A 15,593-nucleotide genomic window follows, 5' to 3' on the forward strand; every position below is an offset into this window, starting at 1 on the left:
TTGTGCACGGTGGCGGCCCCCTGCCGCCACCTTCCACCTCGACGGTAGGGGCCGGATAAAGCCATCTCGTCGTGCTGCCCGGTGAACCGCTGCCGCTCCCGCTCCTCCCCCCGGACCCCCGCGCCCTCCCCACAGGGACGGAGGGTGCCCCTTACATCTGTCGCCGGAGCTGGGGGCCGTCGATCAGGGTGGGGCCGTCGATCAGGTGGGGCCGTGGATCAGGTGGGGCCGTGGATCAGGGCAGCACGGACGAGGCCGGGGGACAGGCCCAGGCCCGGGCGTGTCCGATCCGCCGACAGGAGCCCGCTTTGTGATTACAAAAGGTCGTTGAACAAGTCACAGCTGCGTGGAGATGTTGATCTGCGCCCGCCTCATCGGCCAGAGTTTCGCGCAATCCCTCCCGGGACCCCGGCCGTCGTGCCCGCCCCCACGGGGCACGGCGGCCGCTCTAAGGTGAGCGGATGACGACGTATGCGGCGCTGCTGCGCGGTATCAACGTGGGAGGCAGCAGGAAGCTGCCCATGGCCGACCTGCGCACCCTGATGACCGGCCTCGGCCTGGACGACGCACGCACCTATCTGCAGAGCGGGCAGGCCGTGTTCTCCTCGGCGCACGGCGACGAGGACTCCCTGGCCGCCGACCTCACCGCCGCGATCGAGCGGCAGTTCGGCTTCCGGGTCGACGTGATCGTGCGCGACCACGCCTATCTGAGCGCGGTCGCCGACGCCTGCCCGTTCCCGGCGGCCGAGCTGGAGGCCAAGCAACTGCACGTCACGTACTTCTCCCAGGAGGTCGGCCCCGAGCGGTTCGCGGAGATCGACCCGGCCGCTTACGCCCCGGAGGAGTTCCGCCTCGGCGAGCGGGCTCTGTATCTGTACGCCCCGGAGGGCCTCGGCCGCTCCAAGCTCGCCGAGGCCCTTTCCCGGCCGCGCGTCAACAAGGGCCTGATCGCCACGACCCGGAACTGGAACACCGTGGTCAAGCTGGTGGAGCTGACCCGGGGCTGAGCGCGTCCAGCCGGGCCAGGTCCGCGTCCGTCAGCCGTACGGCGGCCGCGGCCAGGTTCTCGTCCAGGTGCGCCGGGCTGCCCGTGCCGGGCGTCGGGCACAGCACGGGGGAGCGGTGCAGCAGCCAGGCCAGCGCGACCTGGCCCGGGGTGACGCCGTGCGCCGCGGCCACCGAGGCGCAGACGGGGTCCCGGGTGAGCGCCCCGTTGCCGAGCGGGAACCACGGCAGGAACGCGATGCCGTGCTGCTCGCACAGCGCCAGCACCGGCTCCGACGCGCGGTCGGAGAGGTTGTAGCGGTTCTGCACGGACGCGACCGGCGTCGAGGCGAGGGCCTCGGCGAGCTGGTCGGCGGTGACGGTGTCCAGACCGATGTGCCGGATCTTGCCCTCGGCCCGCAACTCGTCGAGCGTGCCCATCTGTTCGGCCGGCGGAACCCCGGGATCGATGCGGTGCAGCTGGTACAGGTCGATGGTGTCCCGGCGCAGCCGCTTCAGGCTCGCCTCGCAGGCCGCGCGCAGCTGCTCCGGGCGGCCGTCGATGTGCCAGGCGCTGTCGCCGGTGCGGACGACGCCGCCCTTGGTGGCGATCACCAGCTGCTCCGGGTAGGGGTGCAGCGCCTCGGCGACCAGCTCCTCGGCCAGATACGGGCCGTAGTTGTCGGCGGTGTCGATCAGTGTGACGCCGAGGTCCACCGCCCGCCGCAGCACCGCCACCGCGTCGGCCGGATCGCCGCGCGGTCCCCAGTAGCCGGGGCCGGTGAGCTGGGCGGTGCCGTAGCCCAGACGCCGGACCGGCATATCGCCACCGAGAGCGAATATATGATCGATCATTTGCGCAGCGTACCTCCGGCGCCGCACATGCGGGGCCCGATTGCCCAAGGTGGCCCATGGAATCGGCCCCGAAGTGGCCCGTTCCTCCGGGCCGCCCGGCCGATAGCGTCACTGCCATGACGAGCACCTCGCCCACCGCCACCTCGCCCACCCGCGTCGACTGCTACTTCGACCCCGCCTGCCCCTTCGCCTGGATCACCTCGCGCTGGCTGCTGGAGGTCGAACGGCAGCGCCCGCTGGACCTCCGCTTCCATGTGATGAGCCTGTATCTGCACAACATCGGCAACGAACTGCCCGACTGGTACCGCACGTTGGTCGACAAGTCGATCCGCCCGGTGCGGGTGGCCGTGGCCGCCGCCGAACGGCACGGCGAAAAGGTCCTGCGCGATCTGTACACCGCCTTCGGCACCCGGATCCACGAGCGGCGCCAGGAGGACTTCGACGCGGTGATCGCCGAGTCCCTCGCCGAACTCGGCCTGCCCGCCGACCTCGCCGCCGCCGCGGACGACCCCTCCTGGGACGACGCGGTGCGCCGCAGCCACGAGGCCGGCGCCGAAGCGGAGTCGGGGGCCTATGTGGGGACCCCGACGATCCACGTCGACGGCACGGTGTGGTTCGGCCCCGTCCTGCGGGCGATCCCGCGCGGGCAGCGCGCGGCCGAACTCTTCGACAGCTTCCGGGTCCTGGCCGCCGACCCCGACGTCTTCGAACTCAAGCGGACCCGCACCGGCGGACTGTCCTTCACCTGACCCCGAGCACGTCGAGCATCGCCCGGGTCGCCGGGCTGGGGTTGAACCGGCTCCACGCCAGATACTCCACCCGGCGCGGCCCGTCGGCCACGGGCACCAGCACCAGACGGGGATCGCCCGCGGCGAGCGGCCCGACGTACGCCGACGGCAGCAGCGCCAGTCCCAGGCCGCGCGCGATGAGCCCGGTGATCATCTCCACCACACCGGCCTCGTAGGCCACGTCACGGACCAGCCCGGCGGCGGCGAACGCCCGGTCCGACTGCGCCCGGGCAGGCGTGCCCTCGATGAAGTCCACGAACGTCTCCTCCGCGATCTCCCCGAGGGTGACCCGCCCGGCGCCCGCGAGCCGGTGCCCGGCCGGCACCACCAGCACATGCTCGTCCCGGTCGAGGACGACCGTCTCCACCCCGGTGGGCCGCTCGTCCTCCGGCATGCCGAGGAAGGCGATGTCCAGGTCGCCGTCGCGGATCGCCGCTGCCAGCTCGTCGCTGCGGCCGGAGCGCAGGCCGACCCGGACGTCCGGGTGCAGGGCCCGGTAGCGCTGGAGCAGTTCGGGCACGTCCACGGCCGCCGTGGTGACGATCACGCCCACCGCGAGCCGGCCCCGTACCACCCCGGTCGCGGCGGAGGCGTCGGTGATCGCGCGGTCCGCGGCGGCCAGGCACTCACGCGCGGCGGCGACGAACGCGGCCCCCGCGCTGGTGAGTTCGACGCGACGGCTGGAGCGGGCGAAGAGCTTCACGCCCAACTCCCTTTCCAGGGCCGCGATGCGGTGACTGAGCGAGGACTGCACCACGAAACAGCGCTCGGCGGCCCGGGTGAAGTTACGGGTGTCGGCGACGGCGACGACGTAGCGCATCTGCTGGAGGTCCACCGATCCATGGTCCTGGTTCATGGCTGCCATGACAACCATGCGTTGGACGCATGATGGGCCGCCGACCAGACTTCTGGACATGCACTCCTCGTCCACGCGGCGGGCGGCGACCGTCGCCCTGACCGCGCTCGCCCCCGCGGCGTGGGGCACGACCTACGCCGTCACCACCCAGCTCCTGCCGCCCGGACACCCCCTGTTCGCCGCGTTGATGCGCGCCCTGCCCGCCGGGCTGGCCGGGCTGGCGCTCACCCGCACACTGCCGCGCGGTCAGTGGTGGTGGAGGGCCGCCGTCCTCGGCGTGCTCAACATCGGCGCGCTGTTCCCGCTGCTGTTCGTGGCGGCCGAGCGGCTCCCCGGCGGAGTCGCCGGGACGCTCGCCGCCGCCCAGCCGCTCCTCGTCGCCGCTCTCGCCATCGCCGTACTGCACGACCGGCCGACGGTCTGGCGCTGGACGTGGGGCGTCCTCGGCGTCCTCGGGGTCGCCCTCGTCGTCCTCGGCCCGCAGGCCCGGCTGGACACCGTCGGGGTGCTGGCCGGCCTGGGCGGCACGGCCGGGATGGCCGGCGGGGTCGTCCTCACCAAGCGCTGGGGCCGCCCCGACGGCGTCGGCCCGCTCGCCTTCGCCGGCTGGCAGCTCACGGCCGGCGGACTGCTGCTGCTCCCGCTCACGTTCGCCGTCGAGGGAGTGCCGGAGCGGATCGACGCCGGTGCGGCCGGCGGCTATCTGTGGCTGGGCAGCATGGGCGGGCTCATCGCCTACACGCTCTGGTTCCGCGGGATCGGCCGGCTCCCGGTCGGCGCGTCCGCCCCGCTGGTGCTGCTGTCGCCCCTGGTCGCCGCCGTCGTCGGCCTCGCCCTCGGCGAGTCGCTGACCTGGCCGCAGACCGCCGGTTTCGTCCTCGCCCTGGCCGCCATGCTCGCGGCCCAACTCGATGTCAGGAGAAGAGTTCCGATGAAGACCCCCATGACGATCGCCGTGCTCGGCGCCACCGGGATGGTCGGCAGCCGGGTGATCGAAGAGGCCCGCTCCCGCGGACACCGGGTGCGCGCCCTGTCCCGCAAGCCCACGAGCGACGACCCCGGCGTCACACCGGTCCCGGTCGACGCGAGCGACCCGGCCGCCCTGTACGAGGCGCTGGCCGGCTCCGACGCCGTCGTCCTGGCCGTACGGACCTTCCCGGCCGACCCCGAGTTCCTCAGCGGCACGACCCGCACGGTGCTGGACGCCGCCGCGGAGCACGGGACACGTGTCCTGGTCGTCGGCGGCGCGGGCGCGCTGCGCAGCCCGGGGAACGCCGGCCTCCTGGTGGCCGACAACCCCGCGTACGTCCCCGCCGAGTACCGGGCCGTGGCGGCCGCCGGGATCGCCCAGATGGAGACCTGCCGGGAGCACGGAGGTGCCGACTGGGTCTACCTGAGCCCTCCGGCGGAGCTGGCCCCCGGCCCCCGCACCGGCCGCTACCGCCGGGGCACCGACACCCTGCTCACGGCACCCGACGGCACCTCAGGAATCAGCGCGGAGGACCTGGCCGTGGCGATACTGGACGAGCTGGAGAACCCGGACACAGACCGCCACATCACAGTGAGGGCCGACTGAAGCGCGCCCCGAAGGGGGCGCGGGGCTGTGCCGATATGCGGCTCCGCCGCGTGGGCGCGACCAGCCGGCAACGCAGCCGCAGCCGGAGGACAACAGAACCCGGCAGACGCAGCGCAGCGCTCACGCCCCCAGCGCCGCAGGCAACGGCACGACAGCCGCCTCGTACCGCTCCAACAGCACCCGCGCCACTTCAGGAGAGGCTCCCAGCACATCCCCCAGAACATCCGCGTCCGCGGCGGCCGCACCCCGCGCGATCCGGTCCGGCAGGAACCCGGGAGCCAGCACGTACGGCGCGACCGCGACCCTGGAACAGCCCTGCGCACGCAGCTCGCGCACCGCGTCCTCCGTCCGGGGGAGGGATGCGGAGGCGAACGCAGGCCGCACGGCGCACCAACCGGTGTGCCGCCACTCCCGCGCGATTGCTGCGATCACTGCGATCGCCTCCGGGTCGGTGGACCCCGCCGAGGCCAGCACGACCCCGGTCGAGGACTTGTCGGCGGGGGTCAGCCCCGCCTCGTACAGCCGCCGTTCCAGCGCCGACAGCAGCAGCGGCGACGGACCGAGGACGTCCGCCTGCCGGATCCGCAGGCCGCGCGGGGCGTCCCGCAGCACCGCCGGGATGTCCGCCTTGGCGTGGAAGGCCCGCGTCAGCAGCAGCGGCAGGGCGACGACGTCCCGCACACCCTCTGCCGCCAGGGACTCCAGCACTCCCTGCACCGAGGGGATGTTGAAGTCCAGGAACCCGGTCTCCACGCGCAGGCCCGGCCGCAGCGACCGTACGCGCTCCACGAGGGCGTGCACGGTCGCCGCGTGCCGCGGATCGCGGCTGCCGTGGGCGATGACGAGGAGAACGGGGGAGTGGGACATGGGACTCAGCTCTTCACCAGCAGGCCGCGGCTGCGCAGCACCCACCGCTCCAGCGGACTGAAGATCAGCAGGTCGATCGCGATGCCGACGAACAGGATCAGGATGATGGACTCGAACACCATGGACATGGAGCTGGCGTTGCGGCCGTTCTCCAGCAGCGCGCCCAGGCCGATGCCGAGGTCGGGGGAGGAGGCGATGATCTCGGCGGCCATCAGCGACCGCCAGGAGAACGCCCAGCCCTGCTTCAGACCGGCGAGATAGCCCGGCAGCGCGGCCGGCATCACGATGTGCCAGGCGCCCCGCAGGCCGGTCGCGCCCATCGTGCGGCCCGCCCGCAGGAACAGCGGCGGCACCTGGTCGATGCCGGACACCAGGCCGTTGGCGATGGAGGGGACCGCACCCAGCAGGATGACGGCGTACATCATCGAGTTGTCCAGACCCAGCCAGATCACCGCCGGGGGCACCCACGCCACGCTCGGCAAGGACTGCAGACCGGACAGGATCGGGCCGATCGCGGCCCGCACGAACTTCACCCGCGCCACGATCAGCCCCAGCGGGGTGCCGATGGCGAGCGCGAAGAGGAAGCCGAGCAGACCCCGCGAGACGGACGTCCAGATGTAGCCGAGCAGTTCGCCCTTCAGCCAGGCGTCCTTGAACTCGGCGCCGACCTCGGCGGGCGTGGGCAGCTTCGTCGGGTCGTCGACGATCTTCAGGGAGACCAGGGCCTGCCAGACCACCAGGACCACCGCGACCGCGACGATCGGCGGCAGGATCTTCTTGACGAAGGTCTCCCGGAACGGCGGACGGCCGCTCGCCGAGGACTCCAGGGCGTCCAGGCCCGCTTCCAGGCCGCCGAGACCGCCCGCCCGGCCGGCGCTGTCCGCGCCGGCCCGGGCGGGACTGCCCGCCGTCGTGTCGGTCGTGTCAGTGCTGGCCATGACGGCGGATCTCCCCACGCAGTACTTCGGTGATCTCCAGGGACAGTTCGGCCACGGGCGCGTCCTCGATGCGCCGCGGCTGCGGGATGCCCACCCGCCACTCGCGCGCCACCCGGCCCGGCCGGGAGGACAGCAGCACCACGCGCTCGGCGAGCCGGACCGCCTCACGCACGTTGTGCGTGACGAACAGGACCGACACCCCCGTCTCCTGCCAGATCCGGGTCAGCTCGTCGTGCAGCACGTCGCGGGTGATGGCGTCCAGCGCCGCGAACGGCTCGTCCATCAGCAGCAGCCGGCTGTCCTGTGCGAGCGCGCGGGCCATCGCCACACGCTGGCGCATACCGCCGGACAGCTCGTGCACCCGCTTGCCGTACGAGCCCTTCAGCCGGACCAGTTCGAGCAGTTCCTCGGCGCGCTCACGCCGCTCGTTCTTCGGTACGCCCCGCAGCTTCAGGGCGAGTTCGATGTTCTTGCCCGCGGTCAGCCACGGGAACAGGGCGTGCTCCTGGAACATCAGAGCCGGACGCCCGTCGGTGTCGATGCTGCCGGCGGTGGGCCGCTCCAGGCCCGCCACCAGGTTGAGCAGCGTCGACTTGCCGCAGCCCGACGCCCCCAGGAGGGTGACGAACTCGCCCGGCGCGACATCGAGGCTGATGTCGTCCAGCACGAGCTGCTGCCCGGCGGGCCCGGCGAAGGACTTCGACACGTGCTCGATACGCGCGGCGTACTCGACTGCCTGGACGCCTTCGGCCTTCAAGATCGCGGTGGCCATGGTCGTCACCTCCTGGGGACTGAACGGGTGGTCGGGCTTACTTGACGCCGAGTCCGGCGTCGGCGACAGCGGGCTTGCCCTCGGCCTTCAGCACCTTGTTCAGGAGGGTGAGGTCGTAGATGCCGTCCAGCTTGGGCTGCTTGAGCAGACCGGCCTTGACCGCGTGGTCGGCCTCGGTGCCGAGGGTCGCGGCCAGCGGGTCGTCGATGAACTGGATCGACTTCCAGGCCGGGTCGAGGACCTTGGCCGGCAGCGCCTTGCCCGAGTCGGCCTCCAGCTCCTTGTTGGCCGCGGCCTTCGCCTGCTCAGGGTTGGCGTTGATCCACTTGTTGGACTCGATGGAGGCCTTCAGTACCGCCTCGACGGCCTTCGGGTGCTCCGTGAGGAACTTCTGCGACACGATGACGTTCGTGATCACGAACTTCTTGTCCGGCCACAGGTCGGACTCGTCCAGCAGCACCTTGGCGCCCTCGGCGACCAGCTTGGACGCGGTCGGCTCCGGCACCCACGCGCCGTCGATGGAACCCGACTTGTAGGCGTCCGGGGTGACCTTGTTGTCGGTGCGGACCACGGAGACGTCGCCCTTGCCGCTCTGCGCGTCGACCTTCCAGCCCTGCTCGGCGATCCAGTTCAGGAACGCGACGTCCTGGGTGTTGCCGAGCTGCGGGGTGGCGATCTTCTTGCCCTTGACGTCCTTGACGGACGAGATCTTCTTCGGGTTCACGACGAGCTTCACACCGCCGGAGGCCGAACCGGCGATGATGCGCAGGTTCTTGCCCTTGGACTTGGTGTAGCCGTTGATCGCCGGAGAGGGGCCGATCCAGCCGATGTCGATCGAGCCCGAGTTCAGCGCCTCGATCTCGGACGGGCCGGCGTTGAAGATCTGGTAGTCCGCCTTGGTGGCGCCCAGCGACTTCTGGAAGAGGCCCTGCTGACGGGCGACCAGCGCGGTCGCGTGGGTCAGGTTGCCGAAGTAACCGATCTTGACGGAGTCGAGACCGTCGATCTTCTGGGCGCCGGCGGCGACCTTCTGGGCGGCGGGCTTCTCGTCAGCCTTCGACCCGTAGCTGCAGGCGGCGAGGGTGAGAAGGGGAAGGGCGGCGACCACGGCTGTGCCGCGGCGAAGCAGGGTGGAGCGGGTGGCAGGCACGGGAGGGTGTCCTCTCGGAGGCCCGGCGGTCACGGTCTTCTAGGTCGTGGCCGGGAAGTCGGCAAAGGGTTTTCGTCTCTTCCGGGACTCCCTGAAGCTCTTCGAGCAGGGGGAATCCCCAGCGTGGGGGGACGGGGCGCGCAAGCGGTGCGCGTACGTCAGAGCGCACATCGGGTCACTCCGCCCTGTCCGCTGCCGAGGGCGCCGCTGCCGACGCGGCCGCCCTCCTTGGCGAACGTCCCGTAGTAGTCGTAGAAGTTCATGTCTCAGAAGTCCCAACCGCCGTCGTCGGCGAGGTCCTTGACCGGCTCGGGCGCGGCGAACGACTCGCCGACCATGCCCGCGGTCAGCGTGGTGCCGTCGCTGGGGTCGATCAGGATGAACGAACCGGTGCGGCGCGAGTCGGCGTAGGAGTCGACCGGCAGCGGCTCGGCGGTGCGGATCTTCACGCGGCCGATGTCGTTGGCGACGAGCTGCCCCGGGTGCGGGTGCAGGGACAGGTCGTCCAGCGTCAGCCGGGACGGTATGTCCTTCACGATCGCCTTGACCGTGCGGGTGCCGTGCTTGAGCAGCACACGGTGGCCGACGGTGAGGGGGGCGTCGGCGACGTGGCAGACGGTCGCCTCGACGTCCTGCGTGGTCGGCGGCGCGTCCGTGCTGGGCACGATCAGGTCGCCGCGGGAGATGTCGATGTCGTCCGCGAGGAGGAGGGTCACCGACTGCGGCGTCCAGGCCACGTCGACGGACTCGCCCAGCAGGTCGATCCCGACGATCTTCGTGGCCCGCCCGGACGGCAGCACCGTCACGGACTCGCCGACCCGGAAGGTGCCGGCGGCGATCTGGCCCGCGTAGCCGCGGTAATCGGGGTGCTCGGCGGTGCGCGGACGGATCACGTACTGCACGGGCAGCCGCGCGTGGCAGTGCGTCAGGTCGTGGGCGACCGGCACGGTCTCCAGGTGCTCCAGCACGGTGGGGCCGCCGTACCAGTCCATGTTCGCGGACGGCTCCACGACGTTGTCGCCCTCGAGCGCCGAGATCGGGATTGCGGTCACCTCGGGCACGCCCAGCTCGGTGGCGTACGCGGTGAACTCCTCGGCGATCGCGGCGAAGACGTTCTCGTCGTACGCGACGAGGTCCATCTTGTTCACGGCGAGCACCACGTGCGGCACGCGCAGCAGCGCGGCGATCGCGGCGTGCCGGCGCGTCTGCTCGACGACGCCGTTGCGGGCGTCGACGAGGATCACCGTCAGCTCGGCGGTGGAGGCGCCGGTGACCATGTTCCGCGTGTACTGCACATGGCCCGGGGTGTCGGCCAGGATGAACCGGCGCCGGGGCGTGGCGAAGTAGCGGTAGGCGACGTCGATGGTGATGCCCTGCTCGCGCTCGGCGCGCAGGCCGTCGGTGAGCAGCGCGAGGTCGGGGCCCTCCTGGCCGCGGCTCGCGGAGGCGCGCTCCACGGCCTCCAGCTGGTCGCTGAGGACCGACTTGGAGTCGTGCAGCAGCCTGCCCACCAGCGTGGACTTGCCGTCGTCGACGGAACCGGCGGTGGCGAACCGCAGCAGGGTGGTGGCCGAGAGTTCCTCGGTGGTGATGGTGCTCATCTCTAGAAGTACCCCTCGCGCTTGCGGTCTTCCATCGCCGCCTCGGACATCTTGTCGTCGGCCCGGGTGGCGCCCCGCTCGGTCAGCCGGGACGCGGCGATCTCCGTGATCACCTTCTCGATCGTGTCGGCGTCGGAGTCGACGGCGCCCGTGCAGGACATGTCGCCGACCGTGCGGTAGCGCACCAGGCGCTTCTCCACGGTCTCGCCGTCCTTCGGGCCGCCCCACTCGCCGGCGGTCAGCCACATGCCGGCGCGCTGGAACACCTCGCGCTCGTGCGCGTAGTAGATCTGCGGCAGCTCGATGCCCTCGCGGGCGATGTACTGCCACACGTCCAGCTCGGTCCAGTTGGACAGCGGGAACACGCGGACGTGCTCGCCGGGGGCGTGCCGGCCGTTGTACAGGTTCCACAGCTCGGGGCGCTGGCGGCGCGGGTCCCACTGGGAGAACTCGTCGCGCAGCGAGAACACCCGCTCCTTGGCGCGGGCCTTCTCCTCGTCGCGGCGGCCGCCGCCGAAGACCGCGTCGAACTTCTCCGCCTGGATCTTCTCCGTCAGCGGCAGCGTCTGCAGCGGGTTGCGGGTGCCGTCCGGGCGCTCCTTGAGCACCCCGCGGTCGATGTAGTCCTGCACCGAGGCGACGTGCAGCCGCAGCCTGTGCTTCGCCACGGTGCGGTCGCGGTAGTCGAGGACCTCGGGGAAGTTGTGCCCGGTGTCGACGTGCAGCAGCGCGAACGGCACCGGCGACGGCGTGAACGCCTTCAGCGCCAGGTGCAGCATGACGATCGAGTCCTTGCCGCCGGAGAACAGGATCACCGGGTTCTCGAACTCGCCCGCGACCTCGCGGAAGATGTGCACGGCCTCGGACTCGAGGGCGTCCAGGTGCGAGAGGGCGTACGGGGTGTCCGTACCCTCCTGGGCGGTGGTGGCGACGGTCGTCACGCTGCACCCCTTTCGTTCGCTTCTCCGCCCGCGCGGCGCAGACGTGCGGCCTTCGTGGTCGTCTGCGGCCCGGCGGCCGCGCGTGCGTCGCTCACAGGAGTCCCCTTTCGGTCAGCAGGGCGTGCACGGCGGCTGCCGACTCCTGCACGGTCTGGTTCTGCGACTCGATCCGCAGATCGGGCGTCTCGGGCTCCTCGTACGGGTCGTCGACCCCCGTCAGACCGCTCAGCTCGCCCGCGGCCTGCTTGGCGTACAGGCCCTTGACGTCCCGCACGGAGCACACCTCGACGGGCGTGGCCACGTGGATCTCCAGGTACGTCGTGCCGTTCGCCTCGTGCCGCTTGCGGACCGCGTCACGGCTGTCCGCGTACGGCGCGATGACCGGGACGAGCACCGTCACGCCGTTACGGGCGAGCAGTTCGGCGACGAAGCCGATGCGCTGCACGTTGGTGTGCCGGTCCTCGCGGGAGAAGCCGAGGCCCGCCGAGATGAACTCGCGGATCTCGTCGCCGTCGAGCACCTCCACCCGGTGGCCCTCGGCCCGCAGCCGCCCGGCCAGCTCGTACGCGATGGTGGTCTTGCCGGCGCTCGGCAGACCCGTGAGCCAGACGGTGGCTCCGCTCGTCACGTCAGTCTCCTGATGGTTGGTCGTCATCCGTGCAGCCCGCACTCGGTCTTGGCGCGGCCCGCCCAGCGGCCGGCGCGCGCGTCCTCACCCTCCAGCACCCGCCGGGTGCAGGGGGCGCAGCCGACGGAGGCGTAACCGTCCATCAGCAGCGGGTTGGTGAGCACGCCGTGCTCGGTGACGTAGGCGTCCACGTCGTCCTGGGTCCAGCGCGTGATCGGGGAGATCTTGACCTTCTGCCGCTTCTCGTCCCAGCCGACCACCGGGGTGTTCGCCCGGGTCGGGGACTCGTCGCGGCGCAGGCCGGTCGCCCAGGCCCGGTAGTTCTTCAGGCCCTCCTCCAGCGGCTGCACCTTGCGCAGCTTGCAGCACAGGTCGGGGTCGCGGTCGTGCAGCTTCGGACCGTACTCGGCGTCCTGCTCGGCGACCGTCTGACGCGGGGTGAGCGTGATGACGTTGACGTCCATCACCGCCTCCACCGCGTCACGGGTGCCGATGGTCTCCTCGAAGTGGTAGCCGGTGTCGAGGAACACCACGTCCACACCCTTGAGCACGCGGGACGCCAGGTGTGCGACGACCGCGTCCTCCATGGAGGAGGTCACGCAGAAGCCCTTGCCGAAGGTGTCGACCGCCCACTGGAGGATCTCCAGCGCGGAGGCGTCCTCCAGATCACGGCCGGCTTGCTCGGCGAGCGCCTTCAACTCATCGGCCGTGCGCTCTTGCTGAGCCGTCGTCATATCGGGTCCCCTCCGTTGTCGGCCTGCTTCAGCCCCCGGGCCAGGAGCCCGAGGAACTTCAGCTGGAAGGCTCGGTTGCACGCCGCGCATTCCCACGCCCCGTGACGGCCTTCCGCGGCCTCGCTGGGGCGCAGGTCCTCCTCGCCGCAGTACGGGCAGTAGAAGGGCGCCGCACGCTCGCTCACGACAGGTCCTCCTCGGAGGCACGGGCCGCCCAGGTCGCGAACCGCTCGCCGTCCTGGCGTCCGGCCTGGAACCGCGTGAGCACCCGCTCGATGTAGTCCGGCAGCTCGTCGGCCGTCACCTTCAGGCCGCGTACCTTGCGGCCGAAGCCGGCCTCCAGACCGAGCGCGCCGCCGAGGTGCACCTGGTAGCCCTCGACCTGCTCGCCCGCGTCGTTCAGGACCAGCTGGCCCTTGAGACCGATGTCCGCGACCTGGATACGGGCGCACGCGTTCGGGCAGCCGTTGAGGTTGATGGTGAGCGGCTCGTCGAAGTCCGGCAGGCGGCGCTCCAGTTCGTCGATCAGCGTGGAGCCGCGCTGCTTGGTCTCGACGATGGCGAGCTTGCAGAACTCGATGCCGGTGCAGGCCATGGTGCCGCGCCGGAATGAGGACGGGCGGGCCGTGAGGTCCAGCGCCTCCAGCTCGTCCACGAGCGAGTCGACCTGGTCCTGCTCGACGTCCAGGATGATCATCTTCTGCTCGACGGTGGTGCGCACCCGGCCCGAGCCGTGCGCCTCCGCGAGGTCGGCGATCTTCGTCAGGGTGGAGCCGTCCACGCGGCCGACGCGCGGGGCGAAGCCGACGTAGAAGCGGCCGTCCCGCTGGCGGTGGACGCCGATGTGGTCGCGCCACTGCTGCACCGGCTGCTCGGGAGCGGGGCCGTCGATCAGCTTGCGGCCGCCCAGGTACTCGTCCTCGAGGACCTGGCGGAACTTCTCCGGGCCCCAGTCGGCGACAAGGAACTTCAGGCGGGCGCGGTTGCGCAGCCGGCGGTAGCCGTAGTCCCGGAAGATCGAGATGACGCCCTCATACACGTCCGGGACCTCGTCGAGAGGCACCCAGGCGCCGAGCCGCACGCCCAGCTTGGGGTTGGTGGACAGGCCGCCGCCGACCCACACGTCGAAGCCGGGGCCGTGCTCGGGGTGGCGGACACCGACGAAGGCGACGTCGTTGATCTCGTGCACCACGTCGAGCACCGGCGAGCCGGAGATGGCGGTCTTGAACTTGCGGGGCAGGTTCGAGTAGGCCGGGTTGTTCAGGACGCGGCGCTTCATCTCCTCCAGCGCCGGCGTGCCGTCGATGATCTCGTCCTCGGCGATGCCCGCGACGGGGGAGCCGATCATCACACGCGGGGTGTCACCGCAGGCGGTGACCGTGGACAGGCCCACGGCCTCGAGACGGTTCCAGATCTCGGGCACGTCCTCGATCCGGATCCAGTGGTACTGCACGTTCTGCCGGTCGGTGATGTCGGCCGTGCCGCGCGCGAACTCCTGCGACAGTTCGCCGATCACCCGCAGCTGCTGCGTGGTCAGGGCGCCGCCGTCGACGCGCACGCGCAGCATGAAGTAGCGGTCGTCCAGCTCCTCCGGCTCCAGGATCGCGGTCTTGCCGCCGTCGATCCCGGGCTTGCGCTGGGTGTACAGCCCCCACCAGCGCATACGTCCGCGCAGGTCACTGGGGTCGATGGAGTCGAAGCCCGCCTTGGAGTAGATCGTCTCAATGCGTGTCCGCACATTGAGACCGTCGTCGTCCTTCTTGACCTGTTCGTTGCCGTTGAGCGGGGTGAAGTGCCCCGCGGCCCACTGACCCTCGCCGCGGTGACGGCTCACCTTGCGGCGGGGCGCTGAGGCGGCGGGGTTCTGTGGGGTGGCGGCCATGGTTGATACGTCCTTCGGGACAGGCGGAAAGCGGTCTGACCTGCGCGTCCGAGCGCACGCGGGCATGCGTGCGCGTCGTTGCGCGAGGAGGCGACGGAAGACGGGGAACCGGGGGCGCTGTGTGCTCTCAGCGCATCGGACAGATGGCGCTGGACATGCGGCCGAGGTCGACGTGACGCCGACTCACCAAGGCGATTCCAGTTCCGGACATGATGGAAGCGTGGCATGGCGATCTGGACACAGTCCAGCTTCGTCCATCATGCGGACACCCTTGTCTCGTTCTGCGAGACAAGGGTGTCGTCGGTCACAAGATGCGCGAGGGGGCTTGTCCGCGCAGGTCAGGCAGGGTAGGCGCCCGGCCAGGGGCCCGGAGTGGGCACATCCGGTTCCTCCTCCACCTTGGTGTCGAACAGCGTGAAGCCCCGGCGCTGGTAGTTCTCCATCGCGAACTCGCCGTCCTTGCTGCACGTGTGCAGCCACACCCGCTTGGTCGGCGTGAGGCCCGGCCGGCGCTCCGCCAGGTCCCAGGCGCGCGCGGTGCCGTACGACAGCAGATGACCGCCGATGCGCCGTCCGCGGAAGGCGGGGATCAGACCGAAGTAGACGATCTCCACGACACCGTCGTCCTGCGCCTCCAGCTCCACGTATCCCGCGGGCGTCCCCCGGTCGTACGCCACCCAGGTCTCGACCCCGGGACGGTCCAGGTGCTCCATCCACCGCGCGTGGCTCCAGCCGAGCCGGTCCGTCCAGCGGATGTCGCCGCCGACCGAGGCGTACAGGAAACGGCTGAACTCGGGCGAGGGCACCTCGGCGCGCACGATCCGCACGTCACCCTCCGGCGCGGCGGCCGGCAGGAGATCGGACGGGGACGTCTGCTCGAGGGACCAGGTGGTCACGGGGATGTTGGCCATGCTGGACAGGGAACCATCCCGGCCGCGGCCGTGTCGACGCGGGTACGGGCACCACGGGCAGCGGCCCGGCCGGGCCCGCCGCAGCACCGCCGGTCGCTCGCGCGCTCGGC

Annotated in this window: 17 protein-coding genes; 3 read left to right on the plus strand and 14 right to left on the minus strand. The window is 71.2% G+C overall.

From position 1 onward, the window contains the following. The first annotated feature begins 461 nt into the window (after positions 1 to 461). Positions 462 to 1,007, plus strand: a complete 546-nt coding sequence (locus tag ACZ64A_RS01280) for a DUF1697 domain-containing protein (protein ID WP_469807434.1) — start codon at positions 462 to 464, stop codon at positions 1,005 to 1,007. Here ACZ64A_RS01280 and ACZ64A_RS01285 read toward each other — a convergent pair. Further along, positions 979 to 1,839, minus strand: a complete 861-nt coding sequence (locus tag ACZ64A_RS01285) for an aldo/keto reductase (protein WP_469807436.1) — start codon at positions 1,837 to 1,839, stop codon at positions 979 to 981. The two genes, ACZ64A_RS01280 and ACZ64A_RS01285, sit on opposite strands and share 29 nt — an antisense overlap. A 116-nt stretch (positions 1,840 to 1,955) precedes the next feature. Here ACZ64A_RS01285 and ACZ64A_RS01290 point away from each other — a divergent pair, with 116 nt between their 5' ends. Beyond that, the gene (locus ACZ64A_RS01290) at positions 1,956 to 2,588 is read left to right on the plus strand and encodes a mycothiol-dependent nitroreductase Rv2466c family protein (protein ID WP_469807438.1); all 633 of its coding nucleotides are present in this window, start codon (positions 1,956 to 1,958) and stop codon (positions 2,586 to 2,588) included. On the opposite strand, the gene ACZ64A_RS01295 is transcribed toward ACZ64A_RS01290, so the two are convergent. Further along, positions 2,581 to 3,501, minus strand: coding sequence for a LysR family transcriptional regulator (locus tag ACZ64A_RS01295; protein WP_469807439.1), 921 nt, complete (start codon positions 3,499 to 3,501; stop codon positions 2,581 to 2,583). The genes ACZ64A_RS01290 and ACZ64A_RS01295 overlap by 8 nt on opposite strands. 40 nt (positions 3,502 to 3,541) lie before the next feature. Here ACZ64A_RS01295 and ACZ64A_RS01300 point away from each other — a divergent pair, with 40 nt between their 5' ends. Further along, positions 3,542 to 5,059, plus strand: coding sequence for an EamA family transporter (locus tag ACZ64A_RS01300; protein WP_469807441.1), 1,518 nt, complete (start codon positions 3,542 to 3,544; stop codon positions 5,057 to 5,059). A 120-nt stretch (positions 5,060 to 5,179) separates the two neighbouring features. Here the strand turns inward: ACZ64A_RS01300 and ACZ64A_RS01305 are convergent, their stop codons facing one another. The 12 genes from ACZ64A_RS01305 to ACZ64A_RS01360 form a co-directional block, all read right to left on the minus strand. Next, entirely contained in the window at positions 5,180 to 5,926 is a 747-nt protein-coding gene (locus ACZ64A_RS01305) for a sirohydrochlorin chelatase (protein WP_469807442.1), read from the minus strand. A 5-nt stretch (positions 5,927 to 5,931) separates the two neighbouring features. Next, the gene (locus tag ACZ64A_RS01310) at positions 5,932 to 6,864 is read right to left on the minus strand and encodes an ABC transporter permease (protein WP_469807443.1); all 933 of its coding nucleotides are present in this window, start codon (positions 6,862 to 6,864) and stop codon (positions 5,932 to 5,934) included. Next, a complete protein-coding gene (locus tag ACZ64A_RS01315) occupies positions 6,851 to 7,636 on the minus strand; it encodes an ABC transporter ATP-binding protein (protein ID WP_469807444.1) in 786 nt (261 codons plus the stop codon). The genes ACZ64A_RS01310 and ACZ64A_RS01315 overlap by 14 nt, the downstream gene beginning before the upstream one ends. A 37-nt stretch (positions 7,637 to 7,673) precedes the next feature. Beyond that, positions 7,674 to 8,786, minus strand: a complete 1,113-nt coding sequence (locus ACZ64A_RS01320) for an aliphatic sulfonate ABC transporter substrate-binding protein (protein ID WP_469807445.1) — start codon at positions 8,784 to 8,786, stop codon at positions 7,674 to 7,676. A gap of 266 nt (positions 8,787 to 9,052) precedes the next feature. Continuing rightward, entirely contained in the window at positions 9,053 to 10,387 is a 1,335-nt protein-coding gene (locus tag ACZ64A_RS01325; protein WP_469807447.1) for a sulfate adenylyltransferase subunit 1, read from the minus strand. A 2-nt stretch (positions 10,388 to 10,389) separates the two neighbouring features. Beyond that, positions 10,390 to 11,328, minus strand: coding sequence for a sulfate adenylyltransferase subunit CysD (gene cysD / locus ACZ64A_RS01330; protein WP_469807449.1), 939 nt, complete (start codon positions 11,326 to 11,328; stop codon positions 10,390 to 10,392). Positions 11,329 to 11,419: 91 nt separating this feature from the next. Then, positions 11,420 to 11,983 (minus strand): adenylyl-sulfate kinase, encoded by a 564-nt coding sequence (gene cysC / locus ACZ64A_RS01335; RefSeq protein ID WP_469807451.1) that lies wholly within the window; start codon positions 11,981 to 11,983, stop codon positions 11,420 to 11,422. Further along, positions 11,980 to 12,690 carry a phosphoadenylyl-sulfate reductase gene (locus ACZ64A_RS01340; RefSeq protein ID WP_469807452.1) on the minus strand — a complete coding sequence of 237 codons (711 nt, stop codon included), beginning with the start codon at positions 12,688 to 12,690 and terminating at the stop codon, positions 11,980 to 11,982. The genes cysC and ACZ64A_RS01340 overlap by 4 nt, the downstream gene beginning before the upstream one ends. Then, on the minus strand, positions 12,687 to 12,875 hold the full coding sequence (locus ACZ64A_RS01345) for a hypothetical protein (RefSeq protein WP_469807454.1): 189 nt from the start codon (positions 12,873 to 12,875) through the stop codon (positions 12,687 to 12,689). Before ACZ64A_RS01345 ends, ACZ64A_RS01340 begins: the two co-directional genes overlap by 4 nt. Continuing rightward, positions 12,872 to 14,572 (minus strand): nitrite/sulfite reductase, encoded by a 1,701-nt coding sequence (locus ACZ64A_RS01350; RefSeq protein ID WP_469807456.1) that lies wholly within the window; start codon positions 14,570 to 14,572, stop codon positions 12,872 to 12,874. Before ACZ64A_RS01350 ends, ACZ64A_RS01345 begins: the two co-directional genes overlap by 4 nt. 127 nt (positions 14,573 to 14,699) lie before the next feature. Further along, a complete protein-coding gene (locus ACZ64A_RS01355; RefSeq protein ID WP_343234115.1) occupies positions 14,700 to 14,783 on the minus strand; it encodes a putative leader peptide in 84 nt (27 codons plus the stop codon). Positions 14,784 to 14,910: 127 nt separating this feature from the next. Further along, a complete protein-coding gene (locus ACZ64A_RS01360) occupies positions 14,911 to 15,483 on the minus strand; it encodes a GNAT family N-acetyltransferase (RefSeq protein ID WP_469807457.1) in 573 nt (190 codons plus the stop codon). Positions 15,484 to 15,593 lie beyond the last annotated feature (110 nt).

The sequence above is a fragment of the Streptomyces sp. NPDC104814 genome, from assembly GCF_055583185.1.